The organism is Herbaspirillum camelliae (assembly GCF_001929405.1).
In the GTDB taxonomy this organism is placed as follows: Bacteria; Pseudomonadota; Gammaproteobacteria; order Burkholderiales; family Burkholderiaceae_D; genus Herbaspirillum; species Herbaspirillum seropedicae.
This window is the reverse complement of record NZ_KV880769.1, coordinates 599,733-616,903: the sequence shown is the minus strand read 5'-3', so window position 1 is coordinate 616,903 and position 17,171 is coordinate 599,733. Positions and strand designations below refer to the sequence as shown.

The window sequence follows — 17,171 nt, the reverse complement described above, 5'->3', positions numbered from 1 at the left end:
ATGAACGAGCGCCTGCCTTTCGTCATCTACGTCTTCGCGCTTTGCGCGTTCGCCCTGGGCTTCACCGAGTTCGTGACCATCGGCCTAGTGTCCACCATTTCCGCAGATCTGAATGCCAGCGTCAGTCTGGTCGGCACGGCGGTCACAGCTTATGCGCTGGGCGCAGTGATTGGTGCGCCGGGCCTGACGGCGCTTGCAACTCGCTGGCCGCGCAAGCGCCTGCTCCTGGTGGCGATGGGGCTGTTCACGGTGGGCAACGCGGTGGTCAGCATGTCCGATGCGCTGACGCCCCTGTTGGTCGCTCGCTTCGCGTCGGGGCTGGGACATGGCGTGTTCCTGGCTGTGGCCTCCAGCGTGGCGACTCAATTGGCGGGCCGGCATCGCGCCGGCGCGGCGGTGGCCGTGGTGTTCGGCGGCCTGACGATGGCACTGGCGCTGGGCGTACCGCTCGGCACCTACCTGGGCAGCGTGTTGAGCTGGCAGGTCATCTTCATGGCCGTGGCCGCAAGTGGTGCCATTGGGTTCGTCGGCCTGCTGGCCCTGATGCCGACAGATCGCAACGATGCCTCGGCACAGGCCAATGCGATGGATGGCCTGAAAGCCATGTTCAATCCACGTCTGCTGGCCGGGGCTGGCATCACTGTGTTGGCGTATGCGGGGTCGTTCGCGCTCTATACGTACATTTCGCCGATCCTGCTGCACGTGACGCATGTCAGCGAGAGCACTGCCAGCCTGCTGATGCTGGGCTATGGCGTGATGGCCGCTATCGGCAACATCTGGGGCGGACGATTGACCGACCGCAAAGGCGCGGACTTCGCGGTGATGTGTGTACTGGTCGGCCTGGCCGTGGTGTTGGTGGCGATTTGGGCATCGGCGCCCTCGTTGCCACTGATGGTGCTGTTGACGGGACTGCTGGGCGCGCTGACCTACGCGGCGGTGCCGGCCTTACAGGCGCGGGTGATCGGCCTGTCGCATGTCCACGCACCACAAGCGCCAGCGGTGGCGGCTGGTTTGAACATCGCTGGGTTCAATGGCGGCATCGCACTGGGTTCGCTGCTGGGTGGTGCAAGCCTCGAAGCCATGGGCTTGACCAGTACCGCCTGGGTTGGCGCGGTTGCCGTGGGCTTGGGGATCATGTGGATGCGGCGGCAGATGCGACGTCCCGCATTCCTCGGAACAAGACTTCAAGGGTAGGGGAGCGATGGAACTTCGGCATCTCGGATGTTTCCTGGCCGTTGCCGAAGAATTCTACTTCGTCCGCGCGGGAGGGCGGCTACAGATCGAGAAGCCGCGTTTGCTGCAGGCGTTCAAGCTTACAAGAGCAGAGCCCAAGATGACTTATGCTAAAACTGCGTTGTCACCGTGCAGCCGGTTTGGCTTCCCAAGGAGGCTTCGGAAGAAACCGCTCAGCCAGAAGATCCACGACGCGCCGCACCTTGGCCGACAGGTGCCGGTTCTTCTGCCACACCGCATGGATCGGAAATCCCTGGGTTCCGACCTTGGGCAATACCCGCAGCAACCTTCCTGCGCGCAGGTGCTCGGCAACCAACCAGTCGGACAGCAGCGCGATGCCATGCCCGGCCAGTGCGGCGTCCAGGATGGCTTCGCTGTGATTCAGGCCCAGCCGCCCTCGCACCGCCAGCGGTTGACTGCGGCCGTTGCGATCCAGAAAGTGCCAGGGCCGCGCCTGCCCGCCGCTGCCAAAGGTGATGCAGGCGTACCGGTGCAGGTCGTCCGGGGTTTGCGGTTCGCCGTGTCGGGTCAGGTAGTCAGGATTAGCGACCAGCACCGCCTGCTGCACGCCCAAGGGCTTGGCGACCAGCGTGGCGCTGTCTTGCAGCGGCCCGATACGGATCACCAGGTCGATGCCGTCTTCGACCAGATCGACCCGGCGATCGGTCAGGCTCACGTCCAGTTCGAGCGCGGGGTGCTGCGTGGCGATTTCCAACAGCGCCGGCAGCACCCAGTGCCGGCCGAAGACCACGGGCAGATCGACGCGCAGGCGCCCGGCCAGTTCCTGCCGTTGCGTCGTCGCCAGCGCCTGCGCGTTCTCCAACTCCGCCAAGGCCCGCTGGCAACCGTCGCTGAACTGGCGGCCTTCTTCGGTCAGATTCAGGCGGCGCGTGGTCCGCTGGAACAACCGCACGCCCAGCGTGGTTTCCAGGCGGGCGATGCTCTTGGCGACCCCCGACTTGCTCATGTCCAGCCGCTCGGCCGCCAGCGTGAAGCTGCCGGCCTGCACGACCTGCATGAAGACGGCGATGCCCTGGAAAGGGTCTGGGGTATTCATGGCGCACCTATTGGCGAATCTCAGTCAACTATATTACGATTTTCAAGTGATATATCAAACTACTATTCGCCAATAAGATATCTCGCAAGGACGGTTCGTTCGGACCGTCGATCTTTCTGCGAGGGTCTGATGCCACAACCCGCCGTTACGTCTGCTTTTCGCCTGGATGGCGCGTTGTTGCTGTTGGCGACCTGCGCTGGGCTGGGCGTGGCGAACGTCTATTACCTTCAACCGGGTCTGTCCCAGGTGCAGTCTGAGTTCGGCGCCAGCCCGGAACAGGCCGGCTGGGTGCCGACCCTGACGCAGATCGGCTACGCGCTGGGCATGCTGTTGCTGGCTCCCCTCGGGGACGTGGTGCCGCGACGGCGGCTCATCTTGGTCAAAGCGGCGCTGCTGGTGCTGTCCCTGCTGGCGGCCGGTATCTCCCCCGGCCTCGGCTGGGTGGTGATTGCTAGCGTCGCCGTCGGCCTGCTGGGCAGCATCGGCCAGGACTTCGTGCCCATCGCCGCGCAACTGGCCCCCGACGAACAGCGCGGCCGGGCCGTGGGCACCGTGACGACCGGGTTACTCAGCGGCATCCTGCTGTCGCGCACCCTGGGCGGCTGGGTCGCCGAGTCCCTGGGCTGGCGGGCCATGCAGTTCGTGGCGGCTGGCCTGATGCTGGGGGTGATGGTGATCGCCTGGCGCACCGTGCCGAACCTGCCGCCCGCCAGCCGCAGTCGCTACGGCGCGCTGATCGCCAGTTTGTGGACGCTCTGGCGGCAGTACCCGACCGTGCGCTTGGCCGTATTGGCACAGGCGCTGCTCGCGTCAACGCTGGGCGCGTTCTGGTCCACGCTTGCCCTGGTGCTGGCGGCGGCGCCGTTCCACCTGGGCGCTGGCATAACGGGCACCTACGGTATCGCCGGCGCGGCCGGTGCCCTGGCCGCGCCCTGGTTCGGCCGACTCAACGACCGCCACGGGCCGCTGCCCGCCATCCGCCTCGGATGCGCGCTGGTGATTGTGGCGTTCCTCGGCATGGGAATCCTGCCACCCAGCCTCTGGAGCCTGGCGGTCGGTGCCATGGTCTTCGATCTGGGCGTGATGGCGGCGCTGGTTTCGCACCAGGCCATCGTCAACGGGCTGGACCCGCAGGCCCGCAGCCGCCTCAATGGCCTGCTGATGACCGGCGCAATGGTTGGCGTGGCGGCAGGTGCCGCCATCGGCAGCGCCTTGTGGGCGCATGCGGGCACGCTGAGCCTTTATGGCTTTGCGGTAGCGGCCGGGCTGGCGGCGTTGGCCGTGTCCTTCCTTCACCATCTCCCTGGAGAACATCCCCATGACTAAAACTGTCGAGGAACGGCTGTTCCGCCCCCCCTACCTACAACCCCAATCCGGCAGCGACCGGCCGCTCACCGTGTTGTGCTCGTTGCTCTCGCGTGCCGACAACACGCCGCTGGCCGAGCGGCGCCGCGCCGACGGCCATGTGCTTGACCATGCCGGCAACGTCATTGCCGACCCGGCTACCGACGCCAGCGTGAATGCTTTCGAGGGCAATCCGAACCTCAACTTCGAGCATTGGGGCGAATATTGGCGCAAGGTGCATGGTGTGCGCTTCCTCCATGCCGAGGAAGCGGACGACCGCAGCCTGGAACGGCTTCTGCGCTACGACCAGTTGCACCGCTTCGCCCCTGGGCCGACGCATACCGATGCACCGCCGTATCGCGCACCTGCCGATGCGCGGGGCGAACTCTGGCCCACCGTCATCGGACATATCGAAGCCTACCGTCGCCCACGCTGGGATGGCATTGCTTACCTGAACTTCGCCGACCCCGAGGATATTGCTGTCGTGCTGGCGAATGCCCGTGTGCGCGAGAAGATCCTGCCCGAAGATCAGGCAATCTTCCGCGACATTGCACCGGTACTGTCGCGCCAATTCATCATCGTACCGAGTGCCACTGGCAACGAGGCCGTCACGCTCGTCAAACTGCATGGTCGGGTGGAGTCAGTCAGCCGCGAGGCTTTCCAGCATTGGTGGCTGCATGAGCATGCGCCACTGGCGGCGGCAAAGATCGGCGCTTGGGTGAAGCGCTACGTGCAACTCCACAACATTGGGCCGACGGACCCAGGGCAGCCGTTCTACCACCCGCAGGCCAGAAATATCGACGGCGTAACGCTGATGAACTTTGCCAGCGTCAACGATCTGGAGGATTTCCTTCGCAGCGCCGAATACAAACTGATCGCCGAAGACGAGGCACGTATGGGGAATGTGGCGGCTAGCGAGTGGTGGACAGCCATTGGCATGGTCTTGGTGAATCGCATTACCCCGGAACGGACTACAGAGGTGGGCGCTTAAACAGCCGAACGATCAACAGTTATGAGCGTGCGTTCATTGAAGGACTTACAGATGACATCCCCTTTCAGAGTTGGCGAGTCGGTATCGAAAATGGCCGTTTTCGATGCTGAAGCTATTCGATCATTTGCAGTCGCTACAGGGGACATGAGCCCGTTGCATCACGATGCGAAGTTCGCATCATCGACTCGCTTCGGCGGCTTGATCGTTAGTGGCGGCCAACTGTCCGCATTGATGATGGGGATGGTGGCCACGTTTCTAACCGCTAGGCGCGTTGGCCTTGGCCTGGAGTTCGACTTCAAGTTCAAGAAAGCGGTCATCGCTGGAGAGTCATTCACCGCGGAATGGAAGATTGTCGCGATGGAGTCGGCTGCGAAATATGGCGGAGACGTGATCGAGCTTGAAGGCAGTATCGTCAATGAAAAAGGCGAGATGTGCGTAGCGGCTCGATCCAGAAGTTTGAGTTTTCCGGAACAAATGCTGACTCTTTCGTAATTGCTCATCGAAGCATTGATAAAGGGAGCAATACCTTGGAATTGCGCCACCTACGCTGTTTCCAGGCGGTAGCCGAAGAACTCCACTTCGGCCGCGCAGCGGAGAAACTGCATATCGAGCAGTTGCAGCAACTCAGAAGACTCACCGACGATCTGTATGACATGGGCTTTGCCCAGTTTGATGAAGTAGATCAGGGCACCGCGACTGAGGCAGTGTGGAGTGATTCTTTAATAGTAACGGTGTCTGCACCAGCCAAGATTTACTCAACACTTGGGCAGATTCTTCGCCGTCATTTCGGTTGTGAGCGAATCCTCCCGTACGGCCAGAAGCAACGAGTCGAGCAGGCCCGGAAACCGGGCATCCAGATCCTCGCGGCGCAACGACAACAGGTTCTCACGACCATCGGGGCGCTGCCAGATCACACCACTGTCACGCAATACCCGCCAGTGGTGGGTCAGTGTGGATTTGGGGATGCCGTGCAGCACGGCGCTGCACGCATGCTCACCACCTTGGGCCAGCATCCGTATCACAGTCAGGCGCAACGGGTTACCCAAAGCGGTAAGCACGTTTTCCAGACGAATCTGATCACGGTCAGGATGGTTGGCAGTCATCCCAATAATTTATCCAATAGTACGAGGACAGTCAAACTATCTTTGTGGCATGGGTCGGATGAGGTGCAAGGGCTTGTCAAATGTACGAATATACGCGTACAGTATAACTGTTCGTATTTATTCGTACTTTCGATCACCTTGCCCTGGAGTACGCATCCCATGTCCTCTATCCCCCTACCACCCGGCACCCATCGCTCTCTCGGTTGGAGCTTGGCCTTGCTGGCATTCGCCCAGCTCATCATCTCGCTCGATATCAACATCGTGTTTGTGGCCCTACCGGAGATCGGCAAGGGTCTGGGCTTCTCGGAGCAGACGTTGCAATGGGTGGTCAGCGCCTGTACGGTGTTCTGCGGCGGCTTCCTGCTGCTGGGTGGACGGGCCGCCGATTTGCTGGGACAGCGGCGCGTCTTCATCTTCGCGCTGTGGCTCTATGCGCTGTCGTCAATGCTCGGCGGGCTGGCCTGGAATCCCGAGGTCATCATCGCCGCACGAGCGGTGCAAGGCATCGGCGGCGCGCTGCTCTTCCCGTCCACACTGTCACTCATCAACCGGCTGTTTGCCGAGGGCGCGCCGCGCAACCGCGCGTTGGCGATCTGGGGCGGTGCGGGGGCCAGTGGCTTGACGCTGGGGTCACTGGCAGGTGGTTTCCTCACCAGCGCTTTCGGCTGGCCCTCGGTGTTCTTCGTGAACGTGCTGCTCGCCAGCATTGCCATCGTGGCAGCGTTCTTCTTAATCCCTAAAGATGCACCCAGAACCGAGCGTCGCAGTTTCGACCTGCCGGGTGCGCTGACGGTGACGGCGGGTGCCACGCTGCTGGTCTATGCGCTGGTGCAGGGTCCGGAGGACGGCTGGCGTGCCACGTCCATCGTGACATCCCTGGTGCTGTCCATGCTGTTGCTGCTGGCCTTTGCGATCATCGAGTCACGCAGCCGCGATCCACTGATGCCGGTGCGGCTGTTCGGCAATCGCAGCCTGGTAGCAGGTATGACGATCACGTTCATCTACATGGGGACGTTCGGCGCACTGCCGTACTTCCTGACGGTGCTGTTCCAGAGTGTGCATGGGTATACCGCGCTGCAAACCGGCCTGGCTTTCATCGTGCCATCGGTGGCGATCTTCACGGGAACACAGGTGGGTGCGCGGCTGGCAAACAAGCTGTCCACACGCGGCACGCTGGTGGTGGGGAGCTTGGTCGGCATCGCAGGCACGCTTGCGATGGCACCGGCCACCTTTGTGGGCGCGGGCTATGTGTTGATCGTGCCTGGGCTGGTGATCTCCGGCATTGGCCAAGGCATCGTGTGGACAGCGATGTGGATCGCGGCCAGTTCGGGCGTGGCCCATCACGAGCAAGGCATCGCTTCGGGTATGGCCTCGACCACACTCAACGTGGGCAACGCGATTGGCTTAGCAGTGCTGGTGGCACTGGCGAACGCCGGGCTATCCGGTCTGCACGGCGAACCGCTGCGCAGCGGCCTAGCGCATGGCGCACAGCAGGCTTTCTATTTAGCGGCAGCAGGGATGGTCTTGGGACTGCTGGTAGCGCTTACGTTGCCGCGTAAGGCGGTGAGCGCCACGCAGTCCGGCGAAGCAACTTGAGCGAAGGAGACGGCCATGGAACTGCGACATCTACGTTGCTTCTTGGCTGTCGCCGAAGAACTCCACTTCGCCCGTGCCGCCGAACGGTTGCATATTGACCAGTCACCTCTGTCGCGCACGATCAAGGAGCTGGAAGAAGATCTGGGTGCGCCTTTGTTCGCGCGCACCACGCGCAGCACCCGATTGACCCGTGCCGGCAAGCTGTTGCTCGAACACGTGCCACGCGTGTTTGCCACACTGGATCAAGCCCGCGCCAGCGTCCGCGCGGCCGCCGCAGGCTACGACGGTCAACTGCGTATCGCGCTGTCCGATGGCATCGCCCCGGCGCGCTTCTCCTCGCTCATGGCACTGTGCCGGCAGGAAGATCCGGAGATTGCGATCCACTTCGATGAAGTCCCGCTCACCCACCAGCTCAAGGGGCTGCACGAGGATTTGTACGACGTGGGATTTGCGCAGTCCGCCGATGTCGGCGACGGCATTCTTGCCGAACCCGCATGACGCGATCCGCTGCGCGTCGCTATTCCGGCGCGCCATCCCTTGCTCGCGCATGCACGCATTCCCCTGGACGAGGTATTTCGCTATCCGCTGGTGATGGGTGACCCGCAGGTCTGCGAGGGCTACAACCACCAGATCGAACGGGTGCTGCGTGCGCTGGACAAGGAGCCGCTGGTGACCGAACGCGTGATGTCCTTCGACTTGATGATGGCCCTGGTCGGCGCTTCGCAGATTGCCGCCAGCCGCGAGCCCAACATCGTCGCACGCCCACTGGCCGGCGGCTCGCCAATGCTCACCACCTACCTGCTAAGGCGAGATAGCGATCCGTCAGAAGCACTGAGTCGGTTTGTTGCCCGCGTCGGAAGACTGGAAGCCGATACCAGCAAGGAACATGTGCATGCTGGCGACGCTCCTTCCGATGAACCGGAGGATTCCTGATGAACGCCATTTTCCGCACTGCTCATGCACTCGCCCTGGCCGGCTTGCTGTCGGCCTGCGAACCATCGCCCGCCAATGACACGGTGGAGTTCCTGACCGCCCATCCCGAGCGCATCAAAGAAGTCCAGCGACTGTGCCGTGAAGAGCGCTCAAAGGTTTCAGATGACCTGTGCCTGCGCGCGGCTGAAGCTGCCAAACGACGCTTTTTCGGCGACGGACCCGAACAGCCCGCCAAGTAATTCGCCGAACGTCTCCTGTCGCAAAGTCGCGACGGATTTACTCCCGAATAGCTCATCACCCCGCAGCACGATTGGGCTGCCGCCGCCACCGAGCCATTGAGCAAAGCCGCGCCAATCGATCCGAAAGAGGTTACGGCGGCCCACTTCCGTCGGTGGGAAACCCCTGCGCCAGGTCACCATCGTGGACACGTGTGGCGAAAGGGCTATGACAGATGCGGGCAACCTGCTGGAACGTGGTCTGCAGTGCCACGCGCAACGCCTAGGAGGTGTGGCGGTGGAACTAATCACACCTGCCCATCGAGCGCCAAGCACGCGTCATTGGCACCACCTTGCTGGATCAATAGTGATCGGCGGCGGCAAGAACTTGCGCGACTTGGGCTTTGGCAGCGACGTCAAGCAAGCGACGCAGCAACACGCTGACAGCCTGATCGAATAGGGGCTGACCGAGCGGCGCGGGCAGCGTGTGATCCTGGCGCGCAACCTGCTGGGCATATGGCGCAACCGGGAGCTCGCACAAGCCTCCAAGGACATTGCCGCCGAAACGGGCCTTGAGCATCTGCCCGTGACCTTCGGACCGCGCGTGGCCTGCATCTACCGGGGCAGCGTTATACCCGCCCGCGAGCGTTACGCAATGCTCGATGACGGTATGGGTTCAGCCTGATCCTATGGAAGCCGGTGATTGAGCAGCAACGGGCCACAAGATCACCGCGACGGCAAGCGGCGGTAGCGTGTCATTGGCAATGGGCACGCACGGGTCTTACCTCACAAACGCCAGTCTTGCAGCGTCACTATGGAAATTGCCCTAACTTTCGTTGGCCTGTACTGATGCTTGGCGCCCGGCTTTGCTTCAATCGGGCCGCGGCAGCGACCTTGACCAAGCGCTTAAACGTCGGGCACTGCGCATGGCTGGGAGCGGTGCATTCCGCTGCATGGCGCAGGCCCTCGCTCATAGCTCGCAAGCGCTTGATGGTAGCGTCGATTTCATCCGCCTTGGCCATCAGCACGCTCCTGTTCACTTTGGGGACGCCGGCGGGAGTAAGCATGGCGCCAATCTCGTCCAAAGAGAGCCCCCCGGCTTGCCCTAACGCAATCAATCCAAGCTGATCAAGCACATCTGGCGCGAAGTTCCGCCGTTCGCCGGAGCGGCTCGTTGCTGAGATCAAACCTTTCTTTTCGTAAAACCGCAGCGTGGAGGCAGGCACGCCCGTGTGACGGGCAACTTCAGAAATGTCCATAGCATATCCTTGACTTGAAGTTGACTTCAACTTCTATCATGCCTGCAAATCTGGTTTTCAGCAATGCAAGGAGTGATCGATGGCATCGGTGGACGAAGTGACAAGGATGGTCGCAGTCGGCATTGGCGCGACCATGGTGATGGATGTATGGACAGCGATCCTGAAAGGTCTGGGTGTCCCTACGCTCGACTACTCACTCTTGGGTCGGTGGGCAGGCCACTTGCGCTATGGCCGTCTTGCACACGCCAGCATCGGCAAGTCCCCGCCTATACAAGGCGAGTTGCCGCTGGGTTGGGCCATCCATTACGCAGTTGGCATCGCGTTTGCGATGCTGCTGATGGGCATCTGCGGTATTGAGTGGCTACGCGATCCTGCATTGGGTTCGGCCTTGGCTGTGGGCGTGGCGACGATTGCCTTTCCCCTGTTCGTGATGCAACCGGCTATGGGTGCCGGCATTGCAGGGTCGCGCACGCGCACGCCCCTGAAGAACGGTCTGCGCAGCTTGGCAACCCACGCCATTTTTGGATGCGGTCTCTATCTGTCGGCCACCGTGCTCAGGCTCGTTTGGGCGTAAGGGACGTACCAGAGACCACCACCGTGAACGAAATGAGGAACCACACCATGAACATGAGAAAGCATGTCAGGTCGATGCCGCCGGCCATCTATCTTCTCGCCCTGAGCCTGTTTGCAATGGGCAGCGCTGAGTTTCTGATGGGGGGCATTCTCCCAATGATTGCAACCGACTTGCAGATCACACTGCCCATGGCCGGTACCTTGATTTCTGCGTTTGCAATCGGCGCGCTGATCGGTGGGCTGCCATTCGCCATCCTGACGCTGCAGTGGCCCAAACGCACCACACTGGTAGCCAGTCAGATTGCATTCGTCGCCGCAACGGCGGTCAGTCTGCTTGCACAAGGCTACTGGCCTTTGCTTGCCGCACGCTTTGCCATGGGGCTGGCATATGCCTGCTTTTGGGCTGCTGCAGCATCGACTGCCGTTCAACTCTCGCCTCCTGATCGTCGCGCCAAAGCGCTTTCCATTGTGGTCAGCGGCCTGACCGTAGCCATGATCGTGGGTGGTCCCGTGGGGACTTTCATCAGTGACATCACCGGTTGGCGCGGCGGGTTCTGGGCGGTGGCAGCAGTCACGGCGATCGCAGCGGTTGCCGGATTTCTCGTTCTGCCTGAGAAGACCTCCGGGGAGGCAAAGGAGCCCGATCTCAAGATCGAATTGCGCGCCATGAAGCGTCCCGTCCTTTGGGTGGCATTTGCCACCACGGCAACCACTACAGCGGCCTACATGGGCACGTTCGGCTATCTCGGGGCTTTGCTGCTCGACGTGAGCGGACTGCCCTCGCACTGGCTGCCGGCTGTGCTGACCCTGTTCGGTGTGGGCGCCTTCATCGGATTGACCATTGGTGGTCGAACGGCAGATAGTCGCCCGTTCACCACACTGGTGGTCGGAATCTTTGGGCTGGTCCTCATCTCCGGCGCGATCGCTCTGCTGGCATCGGATGCGGGAACGACTGTCGCGCTGGTGTTTCTGCTCGGCGTCGCGGGTTTCCTGCTGAATCCGGCGGTGTGGGGCCGAGTCTACGCGGTCGCTCCCGACGCTCCGATGCTGGCGGGAGCGGCAAATTCGTCGGCCTTTCAGGCTGGCCTGACACTCGCACCACTACTGGCCGGGATACCGATCAGCTTGGGTCATGGACTTTCAGCGGTCGGCTGGATGGGCTCTGCCATTGGTGTTGCTGCTCTCGGTTTGGCCGTTCTCGGCAAGCGGTGGATTGCGTAAGAAGCCTTTATCTTGAGGAGGAAACATGGAGCTTCGCCACCTCCGCTGTTTCTTGGCTGTCGCGGAAGAACTCCATTTTGCCCGTGCCGCTGAACGGCTGCATATCGACCAGTCGCCCCTCTCGCGCACGATCAAGGAGCTGGAAGAAGATCTGGGTGCGCCTTTGTTCGCGCGCACCACGCGCAGCACCCGATTGACCCGGGCAGGCAAGCTGTTGCTCGAACACGTGCCACGCGTGTTCGCGACACTGGATCAAGCCCGCGCCAGCGTGCGCGCGGCCGCCGCAGGCTATGACGGTCAGTTGCGTATCGCGCTGTCCGACGGTATTGCCCCGGCACGCTTTTCCTCGCTCATGGCACTGTGCCGGGAGGAGGACCCAGAGATCGCCATCCACTTCGATGAAGTCCCGCTCACCCAGCAGATCAAGGGGTTGCACGACGATCTGTACGACGTGGGATTTGCCCAGTCCGCCGATGTCGGCGATGGCATTCTTGCCGAACCCGCCTGGCGCGATCCGTTGCGGGTCGCTATTCCGGCGCGCCATCCCTTGCTGGTGCATGCACGCATTCCTCTGGACGAGGTCTTGCGCTATCCGCTGGTAATGGGTGACCCGCAGGTTTGCGAGGGCTACAACCACCAGATCGAACGGGTGCTGCGTGCGCTGGACAAGGAGCCACTGGTGACCGAACGGGTAATGTCCTTCGACTTGATGATGGCGCTGGTCGCGGCCGGGTTCGCCCTGGCGTTGGTCGGTGCCTCGCAGATTGCCGCCAGCCGTGAGTCCAACATCGTTGCACGCCCACTGGCCGGTGGCTCGCCAATGCTCACCACCTACCTGCTAAGGCGAGATAGCGATCCGTCAGAAGCACTGAGTCGGTTTGTTGCCCGCGTCGGCAGACTGGAAGCCGATACCAGCAAGGAACATGTGTCTGCTGGCGACGCTCCTTCCGATGAACTGGAGGATTCCTGATGAACACATCTTTCCGAACCGCTCATGTACTCACCTTGGCCGGCTTGCTGTCGGCCTGCGGCCCATCGCCCGCCAATGACTCGGTGGAGTTCCTGACCGCTCATCCCGAGCGCATCAAAGAAATCCAGCGCCTGTGCCGTGAAGATCGCTCAGAGGTCTCGGACGAGCTGTGCCTGCGTGCGGCTGAAGCTGCCAAACGACGCTTCTTCGGCGACCGCCCCGAACAGCACACCCAATAGTTCGCCAAACGTCTGCTGTCGCACAGTCGCGACGGATTCACTATCGATTTGCTTGCCACGCCGCAGCACGCTCGTGCCTGCGGCATTTTTATGGGCTTCGCCCCCGCAAGAAGTCCGGCTTTTTCTGCCTTAATTCCCGCCACAACGGCCTTTGACCGGCCCTGATCCCGCACCGAACCTGACGACTGCGGCACGTCCCCGTGCTGCTTTTCTTGGGCTTCATTTTGCGGGAGCGTTGGGAGGTCGGCATGCAAGGTCAAGGGGTCCTGTTCGGGCAAATCGGTGTCGTCTTCGGCATTGTGATTGTCGGTGTGTGGTCCGCCACCCAATGGACAGCCGCCGCCCTGGGCTACCAGCTACGCCTGGGCTCGCCCTGGTTCGATCTCTTGGGGACGCCGATCTATCACCCCTGGCGGTTGTTCGAGTGGTGGTTCTTCTACGACGCCTATGCGCCGCGCATCTTCGACACCGGCGGCCTGATCGCAGGCGGCAGCGGCCTGGCTGCCGTGGTGGTCGCCATCGCCATGTCGGTGTGGCGTTCGCGGCAGTCGAAACTGGTCACCACCTACGGTTCGGCACGCTGGGCTGATGCGGCCGATATTCGAGAAGCAGGGCTCACCCAGCCCGCCGGCGTATTCCTCGGCCGGCATGATGACCAGTACCTGCGTCACGAAGGCCCGGAACACGTCCTGACCTTTGCCCCCACGCGCTCGGGCAAGGGCGTGGGCCTGGTGGTGCCGACGCTGCTGTCCTGGCCGGCGTCCGCCGTCATCCACGACATCAAGGGCGAGAACTGGCAGATCACCGCCGACTGGCGCTCGCGCTTCTCGCACTGCCTGCTGTTCAACCCGACCGATGCGAAATCGGCCGCCTACAACCCACTGTTGGAGGTCCGGCGCGGCGCGCATGAAGTGCGCGACGTGCAGAACATTGCCGACATCCTGGTCGACCCCGAGGGTGCTTTAGAACGTCGCAACCACTGGGAGAAGACCAGCCATGCGCTGCTGGTCGGCGCCATCCTGCACGTGCTCTACGCGGGCGAGGACAAGACGCTGCGCGGCGTCGCCAACTTCCTGTCTGATCCGGCCAGCCCGTTCGAGCTGACCTTGCACCGGATGATGACGACGAAGCATCTGGGCGATGCACCCCATCCGGTGGTCGCCTCGGCCGCGCGGGAAGTGCTCAACAAGTCCGACAACGAGCGTTCCGGCGTGCTGTCCACGGCCATGTCCTTCCTCGGCCTGTACCGCGACCCTACGGTGGCCGAAGTCACGTCACGCTGCGACTGGCGCATCGCCGACCTGATTGCTTCCGGGCATCCGGTGTCGCTGTACCTGGTGGTGCCGCCCTCGGACATCAGCCGCACCAAGCCCCTCATTCGACTGATCTTGAACCAGATCGGGCGACGCCTGACGGAATCGCTCGACGGTTCGGACGGCATCGCGCGGCGCCACAAGTTGCTGCTGATGCTCGACGAGTTCCCGGCGCTGGGCAGGCTCGACTTCTTCGAGACGGCCCTGGCGTTCATGGCTGGCTATGGCATCCGCAGCTTCCTCATCGCGCAGTCGCTCAACCAGATCGACAAAGCCTACGGCCAGAACCATTCGATTCTGGACAACTGTCATGTGCGCGTGACGTTCGCCACCAACGACGAGCGCACCGCCAAGCGTATCTCCGAAACGCTCGGTACCGCGACCGAATTGCGTGCGCAGCGCAACTACGCCGGCCACCGGCTGGCGCCCTGGTTGGGACACCTAATGGTGTCGCGCCAGGAAACCGCGCGGCCACTGCTGACGCCCGGTGAAGTGATGCAACTGCCACCGGACGAGGCCGTGGTGATGGTCTCCAGCGTGGCACCGATCAAGGCCAAGAAGTTGCGCTACTACACCGACGCCAATTTCAAGCGTCGCGTGTTGCCACCGCCTGTTCTCACTGCCGGGCGTTACGCCGACGTCCCTCCCTCGCGGCCCGACGACTGGAGCGGCTTGGCGATTCCCACCGTGCCGGCAGCACCCACCACCCATGCGGACGAAGGCTTCGCCACTTCCGTCGATGACGGTGGGCCGCGCCGGCAACGCGAGCTTTCCGAAGTCGCCGAGTTCGATCCGGACGTGGCGCCATCGGGCGGCGACGTGTCGCTGCTCGATGACGACGACTTCCCACTTTCCCTTCCTCGCCAGTTCGATCCAGCCATGCAGCGCACGGCCCGGCTGGCGTCCCTCGATCCCAACGACGGAATCGACTTATGAGCCACTACCGCCTGAATCTGTTCATCCAGCACGAGCATGCCCAGCGCCTGGAAGAGCTGGCCGCCAAGAAAGGCGTGTCCAAGTCGTCCATCGTCGCGGCGGCGCTGGCGTCCTGGCTGTCGCCCGACGCGGGTGACCAGCGCGAGGCGGCCATGACCAAGCGCTTGGATCGGCTGTCACGCCAGGCCGAACGGTTGGAGCGCGACCAGAACATCGCCATCGAAACGCTGGCGCTGTTCATTCGCTACTACCTGACCGTGAGCACGCCGGTTCCCGAGGCGCACCAAGACGCCGCCCGTGCCCAGGGCAAAGCGCGCTTCGAGCAGTTCACCGAGCAGCTTGGCCGCCACCTGCTGCGGGGCCGAAGCCTGGTGCGCGACGTGGTGGAGGAACTGCATCCCGACCCGATGCGCATGGAGGACGCCGAGGCAGCGGCCGAGGCGCGGGAGCGTGCGTCATGAACGCCAACATTGCCCCAGGTAGGCAATCCTCGCCCGAGCTGCGTTCGTCCGCTGCGGCGTCGATGGATCGCCGCATCCAGATGCTGCGCACGGCGATGGGGCCGCTGATCGCCGCCGCGCTGGAAGACCCGGACGTGGTGGAAATCATGCTCAACCCCGACCGTACCCTATGGGTGGATCGACTGTCCTCGGGCCGCGCGCCCCTGGGGATCGAACTGCCCATGGCCGATGGCGAACGCATCATTCGCCTGGTCGCAGCCCATGTCGGCGCGGAAGTGCATCGCGGTAAGCCGCTCTTGACCGCCGAGCTACCCGAGACGGGGGAACGCTTCGAGGGAATCCTGCCGCCCGCCGCACCGGGGCCGGCCTTCGCCTTGCGCAAGCGGGCCATCGGCGTGATCCCGCTGGAGCGCTACGTCACTGACGGGATGATGACCCGCGCCCAGGCGGACTTCCTGGTGCGTGCCGTGCGCGAACGCAAAAACATCCTGATCGCTGGTGCCACCAGCAGCGGCAAGACCACACTCGCCAATGCCTTGCTCGCGGAAATCGCCGCCACGGGCGACCGCGTGCTGGTGCTCGAAGACACGGTGGAACTGCAATGCGCGGCCCGCGACCACGTGCCGTTGCGTACGCGTGCAGGCGTGGTGTCGATGACCGAGCTCGTGCGCTCGTCCATGCGTCTGCGGCCGGATCGCGTCGTCGTCGGCGAGGTGCGCGGCCCCGAGGCGCTGGATCTCATCAAGGTGTGGGGCACCGGCCACCCCGGCGGCATTGCCACGATCCACGCCGGCTCGGCGCTCGGCTCGTTGTTGCGCCTGGAACAACTGATTCTCGAAGTGGCAATGAACCCGCCCCGAGCGCTGATCGCCGAGGCGGTGGACGTGGTGATCCACATCGGCGGACGCGGACGCAAGCGCCGCATCGAGAGCATCGCCTGCGTCATCGGCTTCGACGGCGCGGGCTACCAACTGGCGGATGCGCTGGGCGCGCTGTTTCCCGCGCTGCCATCGCCGTCCGACCTTTCTTCCCTGTCCCTCAACCACCCTGGAGAACTGCTATGACGCAGATATACGTTCCTGCTTTCCGTGTTTGCGTACATCCGTTTTCCCACCTGTCCGGCCTCGTGCGACTGCGCAGCCTGGCTCGCCCTGCGGCGCAGGGACTGTTGCTGGCCGCGCTACTGCTGTTGCTGGCGGGCACCGCGCAGGCCGCCGGTTCCTCGATGCCGTGGGAAGGCCCCTTGCAGTCGATCCTGGAATCGATTCAAGGGCCGGTGGCGCGCATCGTGGCCGTGATCATCATCATTTCGACGGGGCTTGCGCTGGCCTTCGGTGACACCTCGGGTGGTTTCCGCAAGCTGATCCAGATCGTCTTCGGCCTGTCCATCGCGTTCGCCGCCTCCTCGTTCTTCCTGTCGTTCTTCAGCTTCTCCGGCGGGGCGGTCGTATGAGCGCGCCGGATACCTTCGCGGCCGGGTTCGAGGTGCCGCTGCATCGCTCGCTCACCGAGCCGATCTTGCTGGGCGGCGCACCGCGCACCGTGGCGATCGCCAACGGCACGCTGGCCGCCGCCGTCGGGCTGGGCCTGCAACTGTGGATTCCGGGTGTCCTGCTCTGGATCGTCGGCCATTCGCTCGCGGTCTGGGGGGCGCGTGTCGATCCGCAGTTCATACCCGTCTTCGCGCGGCACATCAAACATCGCCCGCTGCTGGACGTGTAGGGAGA

The 17,171-nt window shown here is 63.1% G+C and carries 18 protein-coding genes and 3 pseudogenes; 18 read left to right on the top strand and 3 right to left on the bottom strand.

All coding sequences use genetic code 11. From position 1 onward, the window contains the following. A complete protein-coding gene (locus BGK68_RS02800; RefSeq protein ID WP_075255839.1) occupies positions 1–1,194 on the top strand; it encodes an MFS transporter in 1,194 nt (397 codons plus the stop codon). Between the two features lie 163 nt (positions 1,195–1,357). On the opposite strand, the gene BGK68_RS02795 is transcribed toward BGK68_RS02800, so the two are convergent. Then, entirely contained in the window at positions 1,358–2,290 is a 933-nt protein-coding gene (locus BGK68_RS02795) for a LysR family transcriptional regulator (protein WP_075255838.1), read from the bottom strand. Between the two features lie 129 nt (positions 2,291–2,419). Between BGK68_RS02795 and BGK68_RS02790 the strand changes: the two genes are divergently transcribed. The 4 genes and pseudogenes from BGK68_RS02790 to BGK68_RS28625 all read left to right on the top strand — a co-directional run. Continuing rightward, on the top strand, positions 2,420–3,616 hold the full coding sequence (locus tag BGK68_RS02790; protein WP_075255837.1) for an MFS transporter: 1,197 nt from the start codon (positions 2,420–2,422) through the stop codon (positions 3,614–3,616). Beyond that, positions 3,609–4,625, top strand: a complete 1,017-nt coding sequence (locus BGK68_RS02785; protein WP_075255836.1) for an EthD domain-containing protein — start codon at positions 3,609–3,611, stop codon at positions 4,623–4,625. Before BGK68_RS02790 ends, BGK68_RS02785 begins: the two co-directional genes overlap by 8 nt. 51 nt (positions 4,626–4,676) lie before the next feature. Then, on the top strand, positions 4,677–5,117 hold the full coding sequence (locus tag BGK68_RS02780; RefSeq protein ID WP_075259655.1) for a MaoC family dehydratase: 441 nt from the start codon (positions 4,677–4,679) through the stop codon (positions 5,115–5,117). Further along, a pseudogene (locus tag BGK68_RS28625) lies at positions 5,057–5,230 on the top strand (LysR family transcriptional regulator); the annotation flags it as partial. The gene BGK68_RS02780 and the pseudogene BGK68_RS28625, both read left to right, overlap by 61 nt. 150 nt (positions 5,231–5,380) lie before the next feature. Here BGK68_RS28625 and BGK68_RS02775 read toward each other — a convergent pair. Further along, the gene (locus tag BGK68_RS02775; protein WP_075255835.1) at positions 5,381–5,728 is read right to left on the bottom strand and encodes an ArsR/SmtB family transcription factor; all 348 of its coding nucleotides are present in this window, start codon (positions 5,726–5,728) and stop codon (positions 5,381–5,383) included. Between the two features lie 216 nt (positions 5,729–5,944). On the opposite strand from BGK68_RS02775, the gene BGK68_RS02770 reads away from it, so the two are divergent. From BGK68_RS02770 to BGK68_RS27135, 4 genes and pseudogenes are all read left to right on the top strand, one after another. Next, the gene (locus tag BGK68_RS02770; protein ID WP_233149436.1) at positions 5,945–7,324 is read left to right on the top strand and encodes an MFS transporter; all 1,380 of its coding nucleotides are present in this window, start codon (positions 5,945–5,947) and stop codon (positions 7,322–7,324) included. Positions 7,325–7,339: 15 nt separating this feature from the next. Next, a pseudogene (locus BGK68_RS28190) lies at positions 7,340–8,257 on the top strand (LysR family transcriptional regulator). Beyond that, a complete protein-coding gene (locus BGK68_RS02760) occupies positions 8,257–8,496 on the top strand; it encodes an EexN family lipoprotein (protein ID WP_075255833.1) in 240 nt (79 codons plus the stop codon). Before BGK68_RS28190 ends, BGK68_RS02760 begins: the two are co-directional and overlap by 1 nt. Before the next feature lie 117 nt (positions 8,497–8,613). Beyond that, positions 8,614–9,302 (top strand): annotated as a pseudogene (locus BGK68_RS27135) (DUF3363 domain-containing protein); the annotation flags it as partial. On the opposite strand, the gene BGK68_RS02750 reads toward BGK68_RS27135, so the two are convergent. Further along, entirely contained in the window at positions 9,285–9,731 is a 447-nt protein-coding gene (locus BGK68_RS02750; protein ID WP_083657712.1) for a helix-turn-helix domain-containing protein, read from the bottom strand. The pseudogene BGK68_RS27135 and the gene BGK68_RS02750 overlap by 18 nt on opposite strands. A gap of 79 nt (positions 9,732–9,810) precedes the next feature. On the opposite strand from BGK68_RS02750, the gene BGK68_RS02745 reads away from it, so the two are divergent. The 9 genes from BGK68_RS02745 (at position 9,811) to BGK68_RS02705 (ending at position 17,166) form a co-directional block, all read left to right on the top strand. Then, a complete protein-coding gene (locus BGK68_RS02745) occupies positions 9,811–10,305 on the top strand; it encodes a DUF2938 domain-containing protein (RefSeq protein ID WP_075255830.1) in 495 nt (164 codons plus the stop codon). 47 nt (positions 10,306–10,352) lie between these two features. Next, positions 10,353–11,525: an MFS transporter gene (locus BGK68_RS02740; protein ID WP_075255829.1), complete on the top strand. Its 1,173-nt coding sequence runs from the start codon at positions 10,353–10,355 to the stop codon at positions 11,523–11,525. Positions 11,526–11,550: 25 nt separating this feature from the next. After that, positions 11,551–12,495 carry a LysR family transcriptional regulator gene (locus BGK68_RS02735; RefSeq protein ID WP_075255828.1) on the top strand — a complete coding sequence of 315 codons (945 nt, stop codon included), beginning with the start codon at positions 11,551–11,553 and terminating at the stop codon, positions 12,493–12,495. Next, positions 12,495–12,734, top strand: coding sequence for an EexN family lipoprotein (locus BGK68_RS02730; RefSeq protein WP_075255827.1), 240 nt, complete (start codon positions 12,495–12,497; stop codon positions 12,732–12,734). Before BGK68_RS02735 ends, BGK68_RS02730 begins: the two co-directional genes overlap by 1 nt. Positions 12,735–12,982: 248 nt before the next feature. Next, on the top strand, positions 12,983–14,983 hold the full coding sequence (locus tag BGK68_RS02725; protein WP_075255826.1) for a conjugal transfer protein TraG: 2,001 nt from the start codon (positions 12,983–12,985) through the stop codon (positions 14,981–14,983). Then, on the top strand, positions 14,980–15,444 hold the full coding sequence (locus BGK68_RS02720; protein ID WP_075255825.1) for a CopG family transcriptional regulator: 465 nt from the start codon (positions 14,980–14,982) through the stop codon (positions 15,442–15,444). The genes BGK68_RS02725 and BGK68_RS02720 overlap by 4 nt, the downstream gene beginning before the upstream one ends. Further along, complete coding sequence (gene trbB / locus BGK68_RS02715; RefSeq protein ID WP_075255824.1) at positions 15,441–16,508, top strand: P-type conjugative transfer ATPase TrbB; 1,068 nt, start codon at positions 15,441–15,443, stop codon at positions 16,506–16,508. The genes BGK68_RS02720 and trbB overlap by 4 nt, the downstream gene beginning before the upstream one ends. After that, positions 16,505–16,897, top strand: coding sequence for a TrbC/VirB2 family protein (locus BGK68_RS02710; RefSeq protein WP_075255823.1), 393 nt, complete (start codon positions 16,505–16,507; stop codon positions 16,895–16,897). The genes trbB and BGK68_RS02710 overlap by 4 nt, the downstream gene beginning before the upstream one ends. Beyond that, entirely contained in the window at positions 16,894–17,166 is a 273-nt protein-coding gene (locus BGK68_RS02705) for a VirB3 family type IV secretion system protein (RefSeq protein WP_075255822.1), read from the top strand. Before BGK68_RS02710 ends, BGK68_RS02705 begins: the two co-directional genes overlap by 4 nt. Positions 17,167–17,171 lie beyond the last annotated feature (5 nt).